19 protein-coding genes are annotated in these 17,268 nt (G+C 44.5%); 14 read left to right on the top strand and 5 right to left on the bottom strand.

Annotation, left to right across the window (positions count from 1 at the left end; translation table 11 throughout):
* Window positions 1-18: 18 nt before the first annotated feature.
* Window positions 19-1,365, top strand: a complete 1,347-nt coding sequence (pmbA, locus tag ICN45_RS03505) for a metalloprotease PmbA (RefSeq protein ID WP_216173206.1) — start codon at window positions 19-21, stop codon at window positions 1,363-1,365.
* A 112-nt stretch (window positions 1,366-1,477) separates the two neighbouring features.
* On the top strand, window positions 1,478-2,263 hold the full coding sequence (locus tag ICN45_RS03500) for a sulfite exporter TauE/SafE family protein (RefSeq protein WP_216173203.1): 786 nt from the start codon (window positions 1,478-1,480) through the stop codon (window positions 2,261-2,263).
* On the opposite strand, the gene ICN45_RS03495 is transcribed toward ICN45_RS03500, so the two are convergent.
* Window positions 2,256-2,930, bottom strand: coding sequence for an alpha/beta hydrolase (locus ICN45_RS03495; protein ID WP_216173200.1), 675 nt, complete (start codon window positions 2,928-2,930; stop codon window positions 2,256-2,258). The two genes, ICN45_RS03500 and ICN45_RS03495, sit on opposite strands and share 8 nt — an antisense overlap.
* A 145-nt stretch (window positions 2,931-3,075) precedes the next feature.
* Here ICN45_RS03495 and ICN45_RS03490 point away from each other — a divergent pair, with 145 nt between their 5' ends.
* The 5 genes from ICN45_RS03490 (at window position 3,076) to ICN45_RS03470 (ending at window position 7,218) form a co-directional block, all read left to right on the top strand.
* Window positions 3,076-3,303, top strand: a complete 228-nt coding sequence (locus ICN45_RS03490) for a hypothetical protein (RefSeq protein ID WP_216173198.1) — start codon at window positions 3,076-3,078, stop codon at window positions 3,301-3,303.
* On the top strand, window positions 3,304-3,681 hold the full coding sequence (locus ICN45_RS03485) for a hypothetical protein (RefSeq protein ID WP_216173195.1): 378 nt from the start codon (window positions 3,304-3,306) through the stop codon (window positions 3,679-3,681).
* Between the two features lie 149 nt (window positions 3,682-3,830).
* On the top strand, window positions 3,831-5,285 hold the full coding sequence (gabD, locus tag ICN45_RS03480; protein WP_216173192.1) for an NADP-dependent succinate-semialdehyde dehydrogenase: 1,455 nt from the start codon (window positions 3,831-3,833) through the stop codon (window positions 5,283-5,285).
* A 185-nt stretch (window positions 5,286-5,470) separates the two neighbouring features.
* Complete coding sequence (locus tag ICN45_RS03475) at window positions 5,471-6,745, top strand: Glu/Leu/Phe/Val family dehydrogenase (RefSeq protein ID WP_216173189.1); 1,275 nt, start codon at window positions 5,471-5,473, stop codon at window positions 6,743-6,745.
* A 110-nt stretch (window positions 6,746-6,855) separates the two neighbouring features.
* Window positions 6,856-7,218 carry a hypothetical protein gene (locus tag ICN45_RS03470; RefSeq protein WP_216173186.1) on the top strand — a complete coding sequence of 121 codons (363 nt, stop codon included), beginning with the start codon at window positions 6,856-6,858 and terminating at the stop codon, window positions 7,216-7,218.
* Here ICN45_RS03470 and maiA read toward each other — a convergent pair.
* Genes maiA through ICN45_RS03450 form a run of 4 tightly spaced genes read right to left on the bottom strand, consistent with a single transcriptional unit; the run spans window position 7,215 to window position 10,932 of the window.
* Entirely contained in the window at window positions 7,215-7,868 is a 654-nt protein-coding gene (gene maiA / locus ICN45_RS03465; RefSeq protein WP_216173182.1) for a maleylacetoacetate isomerase, read from the bottom strand. The two genes, ICN45_RS03470 and maiA, sit on opposite strands and share 4 nt — an antisense overlap.
* Complete coding sequence (locus ICN45_RS03460; protein WP_216173179.1) at window positions 7,868-8,656, bottom strand: alpha/beta fold hydrolase; 789 nt, start codon at window positions 8,654-8,656, stop codon at window positions 7,868-7,870. Before ICN45_RS03460 ends, maiA begins: the two co-directional genes overlap by 1 nt.
* Before the next feature lie 45 nt (window positions 8,657-8,701).
* The gene (locus ICN45_RS03455; protein ID WP_216173176.1) at window positions 8,702-10,222 is read right to left on the bottom strand and encodes an aldehyde dehydrogenase; all 1,521 of its coding nucleotides are present in this window, start codon (window positions 10,220-10,222) and stop codon (window positions 8,702-8,704) included.
* A gap of 29 nt (window positions 10,223-10,251) precedes the next feature.
* Entirely contained in the window at window positions 10,252-10,932 is a 681-nt protein-coding gene (locus ICN45_RS03450; RefSeq protein ID WP_216173173.1) for a GntR family transcriptional regulator, read from the bottom strand.
* A gap of 198 nt (window positions 10,933-11,130) precedes the next feature.
* On the opposite strand from ICN45_RS03450, the gene ICN45_RS03445 reads away from it, so the two are divergent.
* Genes ICN45_RS03445 through ICN45_RS03415 form a run of 7 tightly spaced genes read left to right on the top strand, consistent with a single transcriptional unit; the run spans window position 11,131 to window position 17,260 of the window.
* Window positions 11,131-12,378, top strand: coding sequence for an ABC transporter substrate-binding protein (locus ICN45_RS03445; RefSeq protein ID WP_216173170.1), 1,248 nt, complete (start codon window positions 11,131-11,133; stop codon window positions 12,376-12,378).
* A gap of 11 nt (window positions 12,379-12,389) precedes the next feature.
* Window positions 12,390-13,250, top strand: a complete 861-nt coding sequence (locus ICN45_RS03440) for a branched-chain amino acid ABC transporter permease (protein WP_216173168.1) — start codon at window positions 12,390-12,392, stop codon at window positions 13,248-13,250.
* Window positions 13,247-14,182, top strand: a complete 936-nt coding sequence (locus tag ICN45_RS03435) for a branched-chain amino acid ABC transporter permease (RefSeq protein ID WP_255531076.1) — start codon at window positions 13,247-13,249, stop codon at window positions 14,180-14,182. The genes ICN45_RS03440 and ICN45_RS03435 overlap by 4 nt, the downstream gene beginning before the upstream one ends.
* A 3-nt stretch (window positions 14,183-14,185) precedes the next feature.
* Window positions 14,186-14,926 carry an ABC transporter ATP-binding protein gene (locus ICN45_RS03430; RefSeq protein WP_216173166.1) on the top strand — a complete coding sequence of 247 codons (741 nt, stop codon included), beginning with the start codon at window positions 14,186-14,188 and terminating at the stop codon, window positions 14,924-14,926.
* Entirely contained in the window at window positions 14,916-15,635 is a 720-nt protein-coding gene (locus tag ICN45_RS03425; protein WP_255531075.1) for an ABC transporter ATP-binding protein, read from the top strand. The genes ICN45_RS03430 and ICN45_RS03425 overlap by 11 nt, the downstream gene beginning before the upstream one ends.
* A 12-nt stretch (window positions 15,636-15,647) precedes the next feature.
* Window positions 15,648-16,457 (top strand): alpha/beta fold hydrolase, encoded by an 810-nt coding sequence (locus tag ICN45_RS03420; protein WP_216173163.1) that lies wholly within the window; start codon window positions 15,648-15,650, stop codon window positions 16,455-16,457.
* A gap of 14 nt (window positions 16,458-16,471) precedes the next feature.
* A complete protein-coding gene (locus ICN45_RS03415; protein ID WP_216173160.1) occupies window positions 16,472-17,260 on the top strand; it encodes an SDR family NAD(P)-dependent oxidoreductase in 789 nt (262 codons plus the stop codon).
* Window positions 17,261-17,268: the final 8 nt, after the last annotated feature.

Here is a 17,268-nt window from a genome sequence, read left to right as displayed (position 1 = left end):
TCTAGCTATTATTAGGGCATGTTTACATATACATCTACCCAGTTTCAAGAAATCGTTGATTTCATGCTCAAAGAGGCCAAAAGACGGGGCGCCTCTGATGCCATTGCAGAAATTTCTGAGGGGCAAGGGCTATCCGTGACTGTTCGCAAGGGCGAGGTGGAGACAATTGAACAATCTCTCGATAAGCAGGTGGGGGTCACGGTATTTTTAGGGCAGCATCGCGGTAATGCCAGCACCAGTGATTTTTCTAAAGAATCTTTAAAGGCCACGGTAGATGCGGCTTATCACATTGCACAACATACAGCAGAAGATCCTTGTGCAGGCCCTGCTGAGCGTGAACTCTTAGAAAAAAATCCGCTAGATCTGGATTTATTTCATCCGTGGAATATTGATGCGGCCCATGCAGTAGACATTGCACGGATTGCAGAGGGTGCTGCGTTTTCAGTCAGTAAGCAAATTCAGAATAGTGATGGTGCTTCGGTGTCTGCGCATCATGCACATTTCATGATGGGAACGAGTCATGGCTTTATGGGCGGCTATCCATTTTCGCGACACTATATTTCCTGTGCACCAATTGCTAGCGAAGGCGGCAAACATTCCAATATGCAGCGCGACGATTGGTATTCCAGTTCACGCATTCCTGAAGAGTTGGCTGATCCTGCAGCAATTGGTTTATACGCTGCACAACGCGCACTCTCTCGCCTGAAAGCAAGATCTTTAACCACCCGTCGTTGCCCCGTGATTTTTGAGGCGCCTCTTGCTACTGGCTTACTAGGCGGTCTTGTACAGGCTGTCTCGGGAGGGGCTTTATATCGTCGCTCCAGTTTCTTATTGGATAGCCTAGGTAAACAAGTGCTACCAAAACATATCAGCCTATTTGAAAATCCCCACCTTAAATCGATGACCGGTAGCGCCCCATTCGATGAAGAAGGCGTAAGGACTTCTGCGCGCACTGTGGTGGATAAAGGAATTCTAGAAGGATATTTTTTATCCACGTATTCTGCGCGTAAGTTGGGTATGAAAACGACTGGTAATGCCGGGGGTTCACATCACCTCACTTTGAAGAGTAAGAAGTCACCCAAGGGTGGTTTGCCTGCATTATTAAAAGAGATGGGTACTGGTTTATTGGTTACTGAATTAATGGGCCAGGGAGTGAACTACGTGACAGGTGATTACTCACGCGGCGCCTTTGGCTATTGGGTCGAAAATGGTGAAATTCAATATCCTGTAGAAGAAGTCACGATCGCTGGTAATTTGCGCGATATGTTGCTGGATATCGAGCTGATTGGAACCGATTCCTTGATACGAGGCACCAAAGAAACTGGCTCTATTTTGATTGGCATGATGACTGTTGGTGGAAAATAAATCCAAGCAGCATAACTATGGAAGTGGAGTAGTCTGCTCTTCTGGCAAAAGAGGCTATAAAGCCCTTTTTTCATTTTTAGTAAACCCTCTTTTGAATCGTTAGTATTACCTGATGCTCGAAACCTTATTCACCCCTGTTTTGGAATCTTTCCATGCACATTCCTTAGCATTCTTTGTTTGTGCAATTGCGGGCGTGATTATCGTAGGCATCTCCAAGAGTGGTTTTGGTGCAGGCCTAGGAGTGCTTTCTCTCCCATTACTAGCAAGTCAATCTAGCATCAATGAGGCTTTGGCTATTTTATTGCCGCTCTTAATCGCAATTGATCTGGTTGGGATACGTCGCTTCATGAGGAATGCCGATTGGCGAATTTTGAAGTTAATTATTCCGCCAGCATTTATCGGGATGTTATTAGGGATGATCTTCTTTACTATCATTTCGCCTCAAGTTTTAACGCTTTCTGTAGGCATCTTTATTTTGCTATTCTTAATTCAGAGTTTCATCACCTCTCATTTTGCTTTGAAGGCGGCTAAGCCTTATCCCTGGTTTGGGCGGATGATGGCCCTAACGTCAGGCTTCACTTCTTTCGTTGCGCATAACGGTGGCCCACCTATTACGGTATTCATGCTCAGGGAAAAGCTGCTACCCATGGTCTATACCTCAACTTTGGGTATTTTCTTTACCTGCATTAACTTTGGAAAGCTAGTTCCATACGCCTATTTAGATTTACTAAATTTTAAGCAGTTTGCAACCTCAGTGATTTTGCTGCCATGTGTGCCTGTTGGCGTTTATCTTGGATTCTATTTAGCAAAAAGAATTCCAATGAAGTGGTATTACCGAATTGTCCAATTCTTCTTGCTAGTGGCCAGCATCAAGCTCATTGCTGACGGCCTTATGTAGCAGAAGGCAGTACTTCTTGCAAGAAGCGAGAAATATCTGCTAGCTCTTCGCGATTGACCGAGTGCTCCATAGGATATTCATTCCAATCCACTGTGTAACCCATTTTTTCCAATAGAGCATGGGAAGCTTGAGCGCGCTCAGGAGCAACTACCGTGTCATATTCTCCATGCCCCATGAAAATGGGTATGCCACAATTTGCAGCGTGTTTTTCAGTAGGAAGTGTCATGGCTAGAGGGAGGTAACCCGATAAGGCAATGATCCCAGCTAAGGGATGCGGAAAGCGTAAGCCGATATACAAAGCCATCGCACAGCCTTGCGAGAATCCCGCGATCACTATATTTTTATAAGCAATGCCACGACTAGCTTCACGCTCTATTAGCTGAATGATTGAAGTTGCTGAATTTTGAATTCCAGAGGCATCTTCTTGATCCATCAGATTGCGCCCAATGATGTCGTACCAAGCCGGCATAACGTAGCCGCCATTGACGGTAACGGGCATGCTTGGAGCACTGGGAAAAATAAAACGAATTCCCTGACATCCAGACAAATTTAACTCTGGAATGATGGAGACAAAATCGTTGCCATCAGCCCCAAGACCATGTAACCAAATAACGGCTGCGCTTGGATTTGGAGTGGTTTCCAATTCGATACAGGGTAGTAGTTTCATAGGGTATCCCTTTGTTATCTAGTGATCTATACCCAGCATTATCCACTGACAAGGCTCTCTCTTAGGGGGAATTGTGGGTGAGCTAGTGTCATTAAATGAGGAGTAAGATGTTTTTGTGAATCTTGAATGCCAATGGAGTTTCTAAATGAAGCCGTTCTATATTGACTATCCACAGGAAAAAATAGAAGAGCATCAACATGCTTATCGATGCCAATACTGCAAGATTCCGACTACCATTATTTTTGGACTTTTAGAAAATCATGCGGAAGATTGTCAGTACAGAATGCAGCAAAGTAAATGGACTCAGCTAGAAGCAAAGCTCAGGCCACATAAAGAACATTTTGATGAACCACATGCTGACGAGGTGGATTAAATGAAAACCTATCCAATAGCGATTGAATTAACAGTTTGGTTTGATCTGGGTCTGAACCAATATGAGCTGGTGATTGATGAAGAGCCAAAGATTTCAATTAAGAGAACAGACGACGTTTTACATTCAAGGTCGCTTTCGGCTTCTGAGGTAGATATGCTGATTGAGGCGATTGGCATCATTAAGGTCCCTGTGACTGAGGAGTCTAAGGGCGACCCTAGTAATAAGGCTTCTTCTAGCTATGAGTTAATCATTGAGTCAGCACACTTCTCCTTAGAGTTCAATTGGGAGAATCTCGATGTAGAGGCAAGTCATTCAGATGCCTTTGGGTCTGTGGTGAAACTGGCTAGCTTAGTTCAGAGTCTCGACTTAGACCACTAAGATTGCTTAGCGCTCTACCACCACAAACTCACATAGTGAGTCCGTGAGCCAGATTAAAAAATAGCCTAAGCTGTGTAAAAATAGCTTGCAGAGGGTTTTGTTAAAAAAGCCTTACCCAGAATGATTTATTTAATTATCGAGAACAGAGTATGAGTAATTTACCTTTTCAGTTTGAGAAAGCCTACATCAATGGTCAATGGGTCGAGGCTGATAACAGGGCAACGATTTCTGTGACCAATCCAGCGACCGGAGAGGTAATTGGAACCGTTCCTAAAATGGGGGCCACTGAAACACGTAGGGCGATCCTTTTTGCAAGCGAGGCATTACCGGCTTGGAGAGCGAAAACTGCTAAAGCAAGAGCAAGAATTTTACGAAATTGGTTTGATCTCATTATAAAAAATCAAGAGGCCTTAGCGCAGTTGATGACAGCAGAGCAAGGCAAGCCTTTAATAGAGAGTAGGGGCGAGATTATCTATGGAGCCTCTTTCATTGAATGGTTTGGTGAGGAAGCAAAGCGCGTTTATGGTGAAACTATTCCTGGTCATGTCGCAGACAAAAGGCTGATCGTGATTAAACAGCCCATCGGAGTTTGCGCTGCTATTACCCCTTGGAACTTTCCATCGGCCATGATTACTCGGAAGGTTGGACCGGCTTTAGCTGCAGGCTGCACCATGGTACTTAAGCCTGCCAGTCAAACACCATTTAGCGCTCTGGCCCTTTGCCAGTTGGCTGAAGAGGCTGGGGTACCTCCTGGTGTATTTTCTTGTGTGACTGGTTCTGCAACGGAGATTGGGGGCGAACTATCTTCTAACCCGATTGTCAAAAAACTGAGTTTTACTGGATCAACAGAAATTGGCAAACTGCTTTTAGCTCAATGCGCTACTACCGTGAAGAAGACTTCAATGGAGTTGGGGGGTAATGCTCCATTTATTGTGTTTGATGATGCGGATATCGATGAGGCTGTAAAAGGCGCTATGATTTCTAAATACAGAAACGCAGGACAAACTTGTGTATGCGCCAATCGGATCCTGGTACAAGATTCTGTTTACGACGTCTTCGTAGAAAAGTTCTCTAAAGCAGTCAGCTCTCTAAAAGTAGGGAATGGCGCTGATGATGGCACCATAATTGGACCATTGATTGACGATAGGGCATTAGCCAAAGTAGAAGAGCAGGTAAGTGATGCTGTGAAGAAGGGCGGCAAAGTCATTATTGGGGGTAAGCGCCATTCTTTGGGGGGCTCTTTCTTCGAGCCTACCGTAATTTCAGGTGCCACAAAAGACATGCTTGCATTTAAAGAGGAAACATTTGGCCCATTAGCGCCGATCTTTAAATTTACAACAGAGGCTGAAGCAATTGCGCTAGCGAACGATACGCAGTTTGGTTTAGCAGCCTATTTTTATGGCCAAAATATTAGCCGTGTATGGCGCGTTGCCGAAGCGCTAGAGTATGGCATCGTTGGCATTAATGAAGGCCTCATTTCAACAGAAGTAGCCCCTTTTGGCGGCGTTAAAGAGAGTGGTCTCGGTCGTGAAGGATCTAGTCATGGAATTGATGACTATTTAGAGATGAAGTATCTTTGCATAGGCGGAATTAGAGCGGCCTAATTCATTCAGATACCACTCTAAAAGCCGAATGATGAAATCGTTAACTCCAGCTGGATAACTTAAGCAAATATTACAAAAGTATCACTAAGATTTTAGGTTAACTAAATCTACATCTTAGGTTTGATAGACATCCTCAGTTAATATGTTTAAGTAAACTGATTGAATTACCCCTTAGCGGAGAACGTATGAGTCATCCAATTGCTTCTTATGTGGATTCTAATAATTTAGGTGCTTGGGGTATTTATTTAGAACAGATTGATCGCGTGACACCCTATCTGGGCTCCCTTTCGCGTTGGGTTGAAACATTAAAGCGCCCTAAAAGATCTTTAATCGTGGACGTTCCTATTGAATTAGATAATGGCACGATTGCCCACTATGAAGGGTATCGGGTGCATCACAATTTATCCCGCGGTCCAGGTAAAGGTGGTATTCGTTATCACCCAGATGTGACGCTTTCAGAGGTGATGGCTTTATCAGCGTGGATGTCTATTAAAACGGCTGTCGTGAATGTCCCATTCGGCGGAGCTAAAGGCGGTATTCGGGTTGATCCAAAGAAGCTATCGCAAAGCGAATTAGAGCGAATGACTCGACGCTTTACGAGTGAAATCAATATGATGATTGGCCCTCAGAAAGATATCCCAGCCCCTGATGTGAACACCAATGAGCAAATCATGGCTTGGATGATGGATACCTATTGCGTTAATCAGGGCTACACCACTTCTGGAGTAGTAACAGGTAAGCCGATTTCTCTTGGAGGTAGTTTAGGTAGAAGAGATGCTACGGGGCGCGGTGTATTTGTTGTTGCTCGAGAGGCATATAGGCAGATAGGTCTTGATTTACCAGGAGCAAGAGTTGCAGTTCAGGGGCTTGGCAATGTAGGAGGAGAGGCGGCACGTTTATTTTGTGAAGCAGGTGCAAAGCTAGTGGCAGTCCAAGACCACTCAGCTACTCTTTATGAACCCAATGGTATTGATATTAATGCGCTACTGAAGCACGTCGCGATAGTCCATGAGATAAAAGGTTTTGCTGGCGAGGTAATACCCAATGAACAGTTTTGGACAGCACCTTGTGATATTTTGATTCCAGCAGCCCTAGAGTCACAGATCAATAGTAGTAATGCTGGAGGTATCAAGGCTAAATTGCTTGTTGAAGGTGCCAATGGACCCACAACTCCAGAAGCGGATGACATTTTGAAGGACATGGGAGTAGTTGTAGTCCCAGACGTGATAGCAAATGCGGGTGGTGTGACGGTTAGCTACTTCGAGTGGGTACAAGATTTTTCAAGTTTCTTCTGGACCGAAGAGGAAATTAATCAACGTCTTGATAAGTTAATGATTGAAGCCTTTCAAGGTATAGGTGAAGTAGCGCAAAGACATCAAGTCACCTTACGTACTGCAACCTTTATTGTGGGTTGTGAGCGTATTTTGAAAGCTAGGCAAATGAGGGGAATTTACCCTTAAATTAACTAGAAATAGTGGTTGCTGAGCTAAGAACGCTGCGAGGAAGCGTTTAATTGAGTATTTAACATATATAAACAAATATGCGAACTCATTAAGAGTAGTATTAATTGATGACAAAGCCTAATGTGTATTTACGGTTTCTCAATCTGGTTGAAGCGTTTAATCCAAAGAGTAATATCCGCGGCTTAGATTCAACTGAAAATCAGCTGTTAAACAGCATCATGCTCGATGACAACGAAGGGCGCTCAGTGTTCGTGGGTGACTTAATAGGTCAACATTTTTTGGGTTCACAGGCAACCCTTCATGGGCGTATTAAAAATTTATGTCGCCTAGGTTATATTGAATTAATCATCCAAAGTGATGCTCGACGTAAGAGAGTTATGCCAACAAGACTTGCCTATAAACGTTTTGATATGTTATCACTATGCCTATGGCGGGCTGCGAAAGAAATTCCAAGAGTAGCTAACTCTTAAGCATTCCTCGGTGCACCTTCTTGCTTTAAAGGATGCGCATTTGCAAAAGCAGGCAGCAGCATACAGTTCTTAAAAACCTCAGCAAATACCGGTGTCTTGTTCATATCCACTTTAAATAAGCCTGCGCCGATTGCATGGGATGCTAATGCAATATCAGCAAGGCTTACTTCATTACCAAATGAATATGTCTGAGCTCTTCCTGCTTTAACTAAGATTCTTTCAATGGCCTCATTGCCAACGGTAAACCAATGTTGTGCCCACTGAGTTTGCGCGCTTTCATCTAGATTCCATTCTTTATGGAGAAAGTTTCGAACTCTGGGCACAATCAAAGGATGCGTATCGGCAATAGTTACCAGTGCAAGCGCTCTAACTTGGGCTTTTTCATATGCGGTAACTGGGAGTAATTGAGGCATTGACCAGGTATCTTCGATGTATTCAAGGATGGCCATAGACTGGGTAATATCGCGACCATCATGATTAAGTATTGGTAATACATGTTGTGGATTTAGAGCTGCATACGCTTCACCAAACTGCTCGCCTGCAGCTAAATTGATGGAGATCTCCTCATAATCAATGCCTTTAAGGTTCAATGCCACCCTGACGCGGTAAGCCGCTAATGAACGCCAATACCCGTAGAGAGTAACGCTCATTATTTGCCGTCGATGAAGTCGCGAATAGCATTCATAAAGACTGCTGGCGCTTGTAATTGGGGAACGTGAGCAAGTCCAGGCAAGATATTGAGTTTTGCATTGGAAAGGCCTGCATGTAACTCAACAGACATTGGAGGCGGGGTGGCTTCATCCATTTCACCGACCATCACTAACACTGGCTGAGTAACCTTAGATAGTTGATCGCGGATATCAAGGCTCGCTAGAGCGGCGCACGCCCCATGAAAAGTCTCGGGATCCAGAGTTAAGAAACGCTGTTTGCGATCAGCAATCAATTCGGGATTCTTTTCTTGAAACTCAGGAGCGAATAAACGACGCATTGCTACATCCGCAATTGCCCCTAATCCCTTTTCTTTAGCTGCTAGCGACATTCCTTTGAACGCCGCGCGACCTGGTTCAGAGAACATAGCTCCACAATCAGCTAATACCAAGCGTGAAGCTAATGCTGGATGGCGAATGCTGGTGATTAAGGCGATAAAACCGCCATAACCATTGCCTAAGAAAATTGGCTTTTCTGATAATTTCAGCGATTCAATGCCATGTGCAATATGGTCTGCAATGATGTTGAGATCTCCGCCAACAAAATCAGAGCCATCAAAACCAGGCAAGTTCAAAGAAATGACTTCATGGGTTTTGATAAGCTCAGTTGCGAGGGGGGTGAAAGAGCTACTATCCGCCAACAGGGAGTGGAATAAAACAATGGGTTTTCCTGAGCCAGAAATATCGAGACTCAATTTTTTATTACCAATGTTTACTATTTTGCTTGCCATATCTATTTAGTCCTTGCGTTCTTTCGTTTCGGAATGAGTTTTGTATTAGTTCAAACGAGGTTGGCTAGCAGTGTCTTTGTACCAGTCAAAAGGTGCATCGTCTAAACGCACCATCACACTTTTGGTTTCAAAGTGTTGATCAAAAGATTCTGTGCCGCACTCACGACCAATGCCCGAATCTTTAATACCACCCCAAGGAGATGCTGGGTCTAAACGGTGATGGTCATTTACCCACACGATTCCACATTTCAGCTTTGCTGCCACACGGTGCGCTCTAGTGACATCGTTGGTACGAATAGCGCCTGCAAGTCCGAATGGGGAATCATTTGCTAACTCCAAACCCTCCTCTTCGGTTGTAAATTTAGTCACCGATACGAATGGTCCAAATACTTCTTCTTGGAAGATGCGCATCTTTCTAGTGACATCAGCAAATACGGTAGGTTCAACGAAGAAACCATCTTTCAAGGATGGGTCTGTAGGCACTTTACCGCCAGCTACTAAACGTGCTTTATCTTCATTGAGTCCAATATCAATGTATTTCAGAACACGTTGTTGTTGGCGAGCAGAGACGACTGGTCCTAGTTGAACTGTTGGATCGATCGGGTTACCAATGCGGATAGATTTAGCTTTGGCTGCCAACTTTTCAACGAACTCATCATAGATACTTGCCTGAACAATTTGACGGCTGCCGCAAATACAGGTTTGACCTGCACCAATAAAGGCGCCAAATGCAGCGTAATTCACCGCTTGATCTACATTAAAGTCATCAAATACAAGAACCGGTGTTTTGCCGCCGAGTTCTAATGTTTGGTGAGCAAAGTTACTACCAGCAAGAGCGCCAGTAATCCTTCCAGCTTCAGTACCGCCGGTGAGAACCCACTTAGCTAATCCAGGATGTTCTGCAAGCGCTTTACCAGTTGAAGGCCCAAGACCGGTAATGACGTTAAACACTCCAGGAGGTAAGCCAGCATCAACAAATAGTTGAGCTAGACGTAAAGTAGTCAGTGGGGTGTATTCAGATGGCTTAACTACCGTTGTGCAACCAGATGCCAAGGTAGGAGCCAAGCTCTTCACCATAATCATGAGTGGGTGATTAAATGGCGTTGAGTTACCTACTACGCCAATTGGAGTGCGAATAGTGTAGTTAAGATAGTTGCCGTCCACAGGAATTACTGAATCACGCCGAGCGATAGCTAAGCCGGCGTTGTAACGGAAAAAATCGGGCAAACGAGAAACTTGGGCGCGCGTCTCATTTAATGAGCGGCCATTATTTGCGGTTTCTAAGGTATAAATTTCTTCTAGATTAGCTTCAAATACATCCGCAAGTTTATTGATAAGCTTAGCCCTTGTCCGGTTAGACATAGCGCTCCATTCAGGACTAGCAAAGGCTGTAGCAGAGCTCTTTACAGCCTTATCTACGTCAGCATCGCTTGCATGGGAGATCTGCGCAAGAAGTTCGCCAGTAGCGGGATTTAAGACATCAAGCAAATCGGATTGTGATGCTGGAACTTCTTTTCCATCAATGAACAAACCGCGAATAGGTACTTGCTTGCTAGATGTAGACATTGTGATCCTTGTTTTTAAAATAAATTGAATTAGTTGACGATCATGCTGCGAGATACTGCGTTACTTACCCTCTTGCCAGCGGCAAGAACATGTTGCTCAGCTAAACGCTGGGCAGTTTTAATAGATCTAGATTGAATGACATCGATGATTTCACGATGCTCTGCGACCAGGGCTTCTGGTTTGCCATGGTTCATATTGCTAACACTTATTTGGACCGCGCGCTCCATAAGATCAATCAGATCAATCAGTTGATCGCGCATACGAGGATTGCCACCGAGTTCTGCTAAGCGGCGATGAAAACTTTTGTTGTAGCTCACAAAGCCATCTGGCCATTGTGAGGCGCTAAAGTGCTTGAACTGATCCAGCGCCTCCAGTTGCTCATCACTTGCGTGGCGAATGATGCGCTCCATATTGGCTCGCTCGAGAGCAGCTCGTAGATGAAACATATCCAACATATCAGAGATAGATACCGGCGCTACCCTGTAGCCTTGTCTTGGAGTAGTAATTACTAAACCTTCTCGCTCTAAGCTGATCAGCGCATCACGAACAGGCGACTTGCTGACTTCAAAGCGGGCTGCCAACTCAGCTTCCCGTATCTCAGCTCCGGGCATTAATTCGCAAGTCAGGATATCGTGGCGTAACTCCTCATAGACTCTCTCGCGGAGCAATCGACCGTCTGTTTCTAAGGGTTCAGTGATGGTAGAGGCCATAGTTTCAAAGATATTAGATTGGCTACAAATATTGTTCGTAATATATCACAAGAGATTTCTATGGAGGTAGGTAATTTTATAAGTATATGATTTATAACAATATATAATTATTTAATAAAAATATTGCTTTAATTTAATTTTATTGTAGTATATCAACTAAGCCTTAAAAGACTATTAAAAATACTGGAGGAGACAATCATGCTGAAGAATATTCATCTGAAGACTATGGCACTAGTGATGGCGGGGGCGCTTTTGACCTCAACTAGTTATGCCGCAGATACCACGCCTATTCGGGTAGGTTTTCTAACCATTAAGTCGGGCGCACTCGCTGCTGGTGGAAAGCAGATGGAAGAAGCCATCAATCTGTTTATGAAAGAGCGCAACAATACGATTGCTGGCAGAAAAGTAGAGCTCTTTGTGGCGGACACTTCAGGGCAACCAGCGATTACTAAAACGAAAACTCAAGAGCTGGTTGAAAAAGATAAGGTCCAAGTCATTATTGGACCACTCGCTGCATTTGAAGCAATTGCAGTTGATGACTATATTAAAAAAGTAGGTGTCCCTGTTATTTCTCCATCGGCTGGTGCAGAAGATTTAACCCAACGTAAGCCCAATCCTTGGTTTGTTCGAGGTGTTGGTAGTTCTGCCCAACCAAGTCATGCACTTGGTGAGTATGCTGCCAAGGATTTGAAGTACAAGCGCATTGCTATTATTGCTGATGACTTTGCGTTTGGTCATGAAATTGCCGCTGGCTTCCAAAGAACTTTTGAAGAGAACGGTGGTAAGGTGGTTCAGAAACTCTGGACGCCTTTGAATGTGGCCGATTACGGCACCTACATTGGTCAAATCAAGCCTAACGTGGATGCCGTGTTTGCTGCATTTGCTGGCGGTAATGGTGTGAAGTTTGTAAAGCAATATAGTGAATACGGCCTTAAAGGAAAAATTCCTTTGCTTGGCGCTATGACAACAGTTGATGAAGGTATCTTGCCGTTTATGGGTGATGATGCTCTTGGAGTGATTTCAACCGGTTGGTATTCAGCCAATTTGAATAATGCAGCTAATGCAAAATTTGTAAAAGACTTTAATGCTGCATATAAGAAGGATCCTGGCTATTACTCCATGGGTGCTTACGGTGCAGCTCTGATGCTTGAGCAAGCGCTTAAAGACGTTAAGGGCAATATTGAAGATAAGGCTGCATTTATGGCTGCTTTACGTGCCGTACAGTTACCTAATGATCCAAGAGGCAAAGTGACCTTAGACGCGCTAGGAAACCCGATTATGGATATCTATATCCGTAAGGTTGAGAAAAAAGATGGCAAGATGAGTAACGTGGTGATTAAAACTTATCCGGCCGTTAGTCAATTTTGGACATATAAAACCAAAGATTTCTTATCTAACCCTGTTTACTCTAGAGACTACCCTCCGGCGAATAATCTAGAAAACTAAGTCAGGGAAGCATGTCTTTTTGGTTAATACAGAGTCTGAATAGCCTTGCCCTAGGGGGAGTACTTTTCACCTTAGCCGCAGGCTTTTCTCTTATCTTCGGATTAATGCGTATTGCCAATCTTTCTCACGGCGCCTATTTCATGTTGGGCGCGTATGTGGGGTTGAGCGTAATTGACGCAGGGCACTCTTTCTTTCTGGCGATCTTGGCTGCAGCAGTGGCTATTGGGATTCTCGGTTGTATCGTCGAACGCATTATTTTGCGCCGTCTCGCGGGCAATAGTTTGTCGCAAGTACTGGCTACTCTAGGAGTTGCCTTTGTGATCGCAGACTGTAGTTTGTGGTTCTGGGGTGGGGATCCTCGCCCAGTCAGTGCCCCTAGCTTCTTGGCCGGTGGCGTACAGATCTTCGGTCTTACCTTTCCTCTCTACCGAATTGCTCTGGTGGTATTTAGTATTTTTATTGCTATCGGTTTATGGGTACTACTAGATAAAACTAAGCTGGGCGTGATGATTCGTGCCAGCGTTGATGACAGACAAATGGCACAGGGTATTGGTGTTCCCGCTACTAAATTATTTTCAATTGTGTTTTGTTTGGGTGCAGCCCTTGCTGGAGTTGGAGGCATTGCCGCCGCGCCTATTCTCTCGGTTTATCCGGGCTTAGATGCAGATATGCTGCCAATTGCTCTGGTGGTTGTCATCCTTGGGGGTCTGGGTAGTTTATTGGGCGCCTTTATTGGCAGTTTTTTAATTGGCTTTATTTATAGTTTTGGCCAAGCGCTTTTTCCAGACTTGGCTTACATCATTTTATTTTTGCCGATGTTAATCATTTTGGCTATTAGGCCTCGCGGTTTGTTTGGAAAGATTAGCGCTTGAACCGGATTGCTTCTGTCATCACCCTTGTCCTATTGCTCATGCTCCCAGTACTTACTGGTGGTACGTATTACACCAATCTCGCCAGTCAAATTCTGATTGCAGCTATCTTTGCAATGAGTTTGAATTTATTGGTTGGGTATGCGGGCTTAACTTCCTTAGGTCATGCCGGATATCTGGGGTTAGCCGCCTATATCAGTAGCTGGTTAATGGTGAAGTTGGGATGGTCACACGCTAGCTCTGCTGCAATAGCAATTGTTGGTACTACAGTAATTGCAGGTATTTTTGGGCTGATTGCCTTAAGGGCTAGTGGAATTAGTTTCCTCATGATTACGCTAGCCTTCGGACAAATTTTGTGGGGCTTAGCTTATCGCTGGGCAAGCGTCACTGGCGGCGATAATGGAATTTCTGGCCTCACTCGCCCAAGTCCATTTGGATTAGATCTTGGCGAAGCAAATCATTTTTACTATTGCTCTTTAGTGGTATTTGTATTGGTGTGGATTGCTATTGCCATTTTTATACGCTCGCCGTTTGGTGCAACCATTCGCGGTACAAAAGATCAACCACGTCGTATGAGTGCCTTAGGATTTAATGTCTGGCTGATACGCTGGATTACATTTACAGCTTGCGGATTCTTTGCTTCGATTGGCGGCATTATGTATGTCTACTATCACCAGTTCATCAGTCCACACAGCCTCTCATTAGCGAACTCTGCAGAAATGCTCTTGATGGTGATTGCTGGCGGCGCTGGAACCTTACTAGGCCCTGTGATTGGCGCTGCCTTGGTAATGCTTCTCAAAAATGTGGCCAGCCAGTACGTTGATCACTGGGTCACTTTGCTTGGTTTGGTCTTTATTTTTATAGTGATGTTCATACCAGGTGGAATTGTGGCTGGGTTTGAGCGGATTAAAAATGCTTTGTCTGCAAGCAAATAAAAGATGAACCCAATTCTTCAAGTTACTAACTTAACGAAGTCATTTGGCGGTTTACAAGTGGCCAAAGGAGTGAACCTTTCTGTTAATCCGGGGGAGCGGCATTTATTAATTGGCCCCAATGGCGCAGGTAAGACCACACTCTTCAATCTAATATCTGGCGATTTAACTTCGGATTCTGGGAGCATTACTCTTTCTGGTAAGAACGTGACTAAGCTTTCTACCGCACGACGTGCACAATTGGGCTTGGCTAGAACGTATCAAATATTGACGCTATTTGGAAAAGATAATCTACTTTCGAATGTGAAATTAGCGCTGCTTGGAAAAATGTCGCTCCGATGGCAGTGTTGGGGCTCATTCCTATCTACTGCAGCACTTGATCAAGAGGCTTTGGGTGTTCTTGAGATAGTGGGTTTGGCTGCTAAAGCACATTTACCGCTAGAGCAAACTTCCTATGGTGAAAAGCGTCGCCTAGAAATTGCCATGGCACTGGCGCAAAACCCTCAAATCCTATTATTGGATGAGCCATTGGCTGGCTTATCAACCGAAGAGCGTGAAACCATTACTGAGTTATTAAAAGGGATTGATCGCAAGATTACGATTTTGATGATTGAGCATGATATGGAAGTCGCTTTAGCATTTGCTGATCGTATTACGCTCTTGCACTATGGTGAGGTGATTACAACGGGTACACGTCAAGAAGTGGTAAATGATCCACGTACCAAGGAGATTTATCTTGGGCAATAAACCCATTCTGACGATTAAGAATCTCAATGCTTTCTATGGCGATAGCCATATTCTGTATGACGTCTCGTTTGCATTAAGAAAAGATACTGTGCTGGCGCTCCTCGGAAGAAATGGCGCCGGTAAGACAACTTGTATTAGTTCAATTATTGGATTTTTACCTGACCGTGAGGGCGCCATAGAGCTGGATGGAGTGCAATTACAGCAGCTTTCTCCTGAAAAAATCTGTCAGGCTGGAATTGGCATTATTCCCCAAGGAAGAAGAATCTTCCCAAGTTTGAGTGTTAAAGAAAATCTTGAAGTCGCTTATCAAGCCCCTCGTTTGGGGAGCTCTCGTCAATGGACTCTGAAAGATGTCTTTCAGTTCTTTCCGAGACTGCAGGAGCGGCAAGATCAAGTGGCGGGTAGCTTATCAGGCGGCGAACAGCAGATGCTGGCTATTGGTCGGGCCTTGATGACCAACCCTAAAGTTCTACTAATGGATGAGCCTTCGGAAGGTTTAGCCCCCCAGATCGTAAAAGAGGTGGGTAATATTATTACTTCACTTAAACCATTCATCTCGATTGTATTGGTTGAGCAAAATTTAAATCTGGCACTGAGTGTGGCCGATGATGTGGTTCTGCTGAATGGCGGTAAAGTTGTGTTTGCTGGAACCAAGACTCTCTTTTGTGAGAAGCAGCAGGAGCTCCAAAGTCATCTCGGGGTGGAATAAAGGAGTATGGGAATGCAAGAGCAATTGAAAACTGCCAAGATAGGAATTTACGACATCAATTACTTGGATGTTGGATCAGGTACCCCAGTTGTCTTGATTCATGGTTTAGCTGGCGACTATAGCGCCTGGACTAGTCAGATCCAACTTTTAAAAGATCACTATCGAGTCATTGCATTTGATAATCGCGGTGCAGGTAAAAGCACGCAAGTAGACGAAGCAATTAGCACTCAGGACTTAGCCAAAGACACTCTGGGTTTGATGGATTTCTTAAAGATAGAATCTGCACATGTCGTTGGCAGATCGATGGGTGGTGCGGTAGCTCAGCATATGGCATTGATGGCGCCAAAACGGGTGAAGTCCCTGGTGTTGTGTGCTTCGTTTGCAATCTTGGATCCTTTGGGGCGCCGAGTGTTGCTGAATATGCGCGAGGCACTCGAATGGCGCATGAATTGGTCCGACCATGCCCGCCATTCTGTGCAGAACTTTGTCTCTGCTGATTTCTTTAACCATCGGCAAGAGCAAGTTAAAAAAATTGAGGCTTTGATTGGTGGTGAGACTCGTCTACCAGCATGCTATAGCCGTCAAAATGAGGCATGTCAAAATCATGATACGAGTAGTCAGCTTAGATTCATTACTCAGCCTACCTTAATCATGGCTGGGCAGAATGATCCTATCTGCTCCCTCACGGCAACGAAGATTTTGAGTGATGGTATTACTAACTCTAAATCAATTATTTTTGATAACGCCAGCCATTTTTTCCTGATGGAGCAGGCAGATAAATTTAATCAATCGCTGCACGATTGGCTGAGTACTCAGGCTTAACGTCTCAGACCACTATGAAATGGATTGATCAATTTTCTTTAGAAAAGCAGGTTGCTGTAGTAACTGGAGCGGCTGGTGGCTTAGGTAGTCAGTTAGTCAAAATCCTCATGGAGGCTGGTGCGTATGTGGTTCTGGCTGATACAGATGAGATTCGCTTAAACAGAGTAGCTCAAGAGCTTGATCCTTCGGGGCTGAAGCTATTCGTACAAAAGTGTGACGTAACAAAAGAACAGGACATCCTGAGTCTGATTGATCAGGTGCATCAGAAATACGGAAAAATGAATGTATTGGTGAATAGCGCTGGAGTTTTAGGTCCCGATGCTGCCTGGTTGCATGTTTCAGAAAATGATTGGGATAGTGTTTTGGATGTGAATGTGAAGGCTAGTTGGATGATGGCTACGCATATCTCGAAATATATGATTGCCAATCAGCTTGCTGGCAGAATTATCAATATCTCTTCATCACTGGGTCTGAGGTCGCAACTCAAGCGGATTCCTTATGCAACATCAAAGGCAGCGGTTGAACATTTAACACGTAACCTTGCTATGGAATTGATTCAGCACAATATTCGAGTCAATTGCTTGGCGCCAGGGTGGATGAATACCAATATGGTGAAGAATATCTTGGCAGGGGAAGAGGGTGAAAAATGGCGGGCATCGATTCCAATGCGCCGAGCTGCTGAACCAGCAGAGCTTGCTGGACCTCTACTACTCTTAGCCTCTCAGGCATCTAGTTATATGACGGGCACGATCTTGCGTGTAGATGGCGGCTATGCTTATTGTGGAATTGAACTGCCAGAGTAATCTTTGCA

The sequence above is a fragment of the Polynucleobacter alcilacus genome, from assembly GCF_018881545.1.
GTDB lineage: Bacteria > Pseudomonadota > Gammaproteobacteria > Burkholderiales > Burkholderiaceae > Polynucleobacter > Polynucleobacter alcilacus.
The sequence above is the reverse complement of the archived record's forward strand: the minus strand, read 5'-3'. Positions and strand labels throughout refer to the sequence as shown.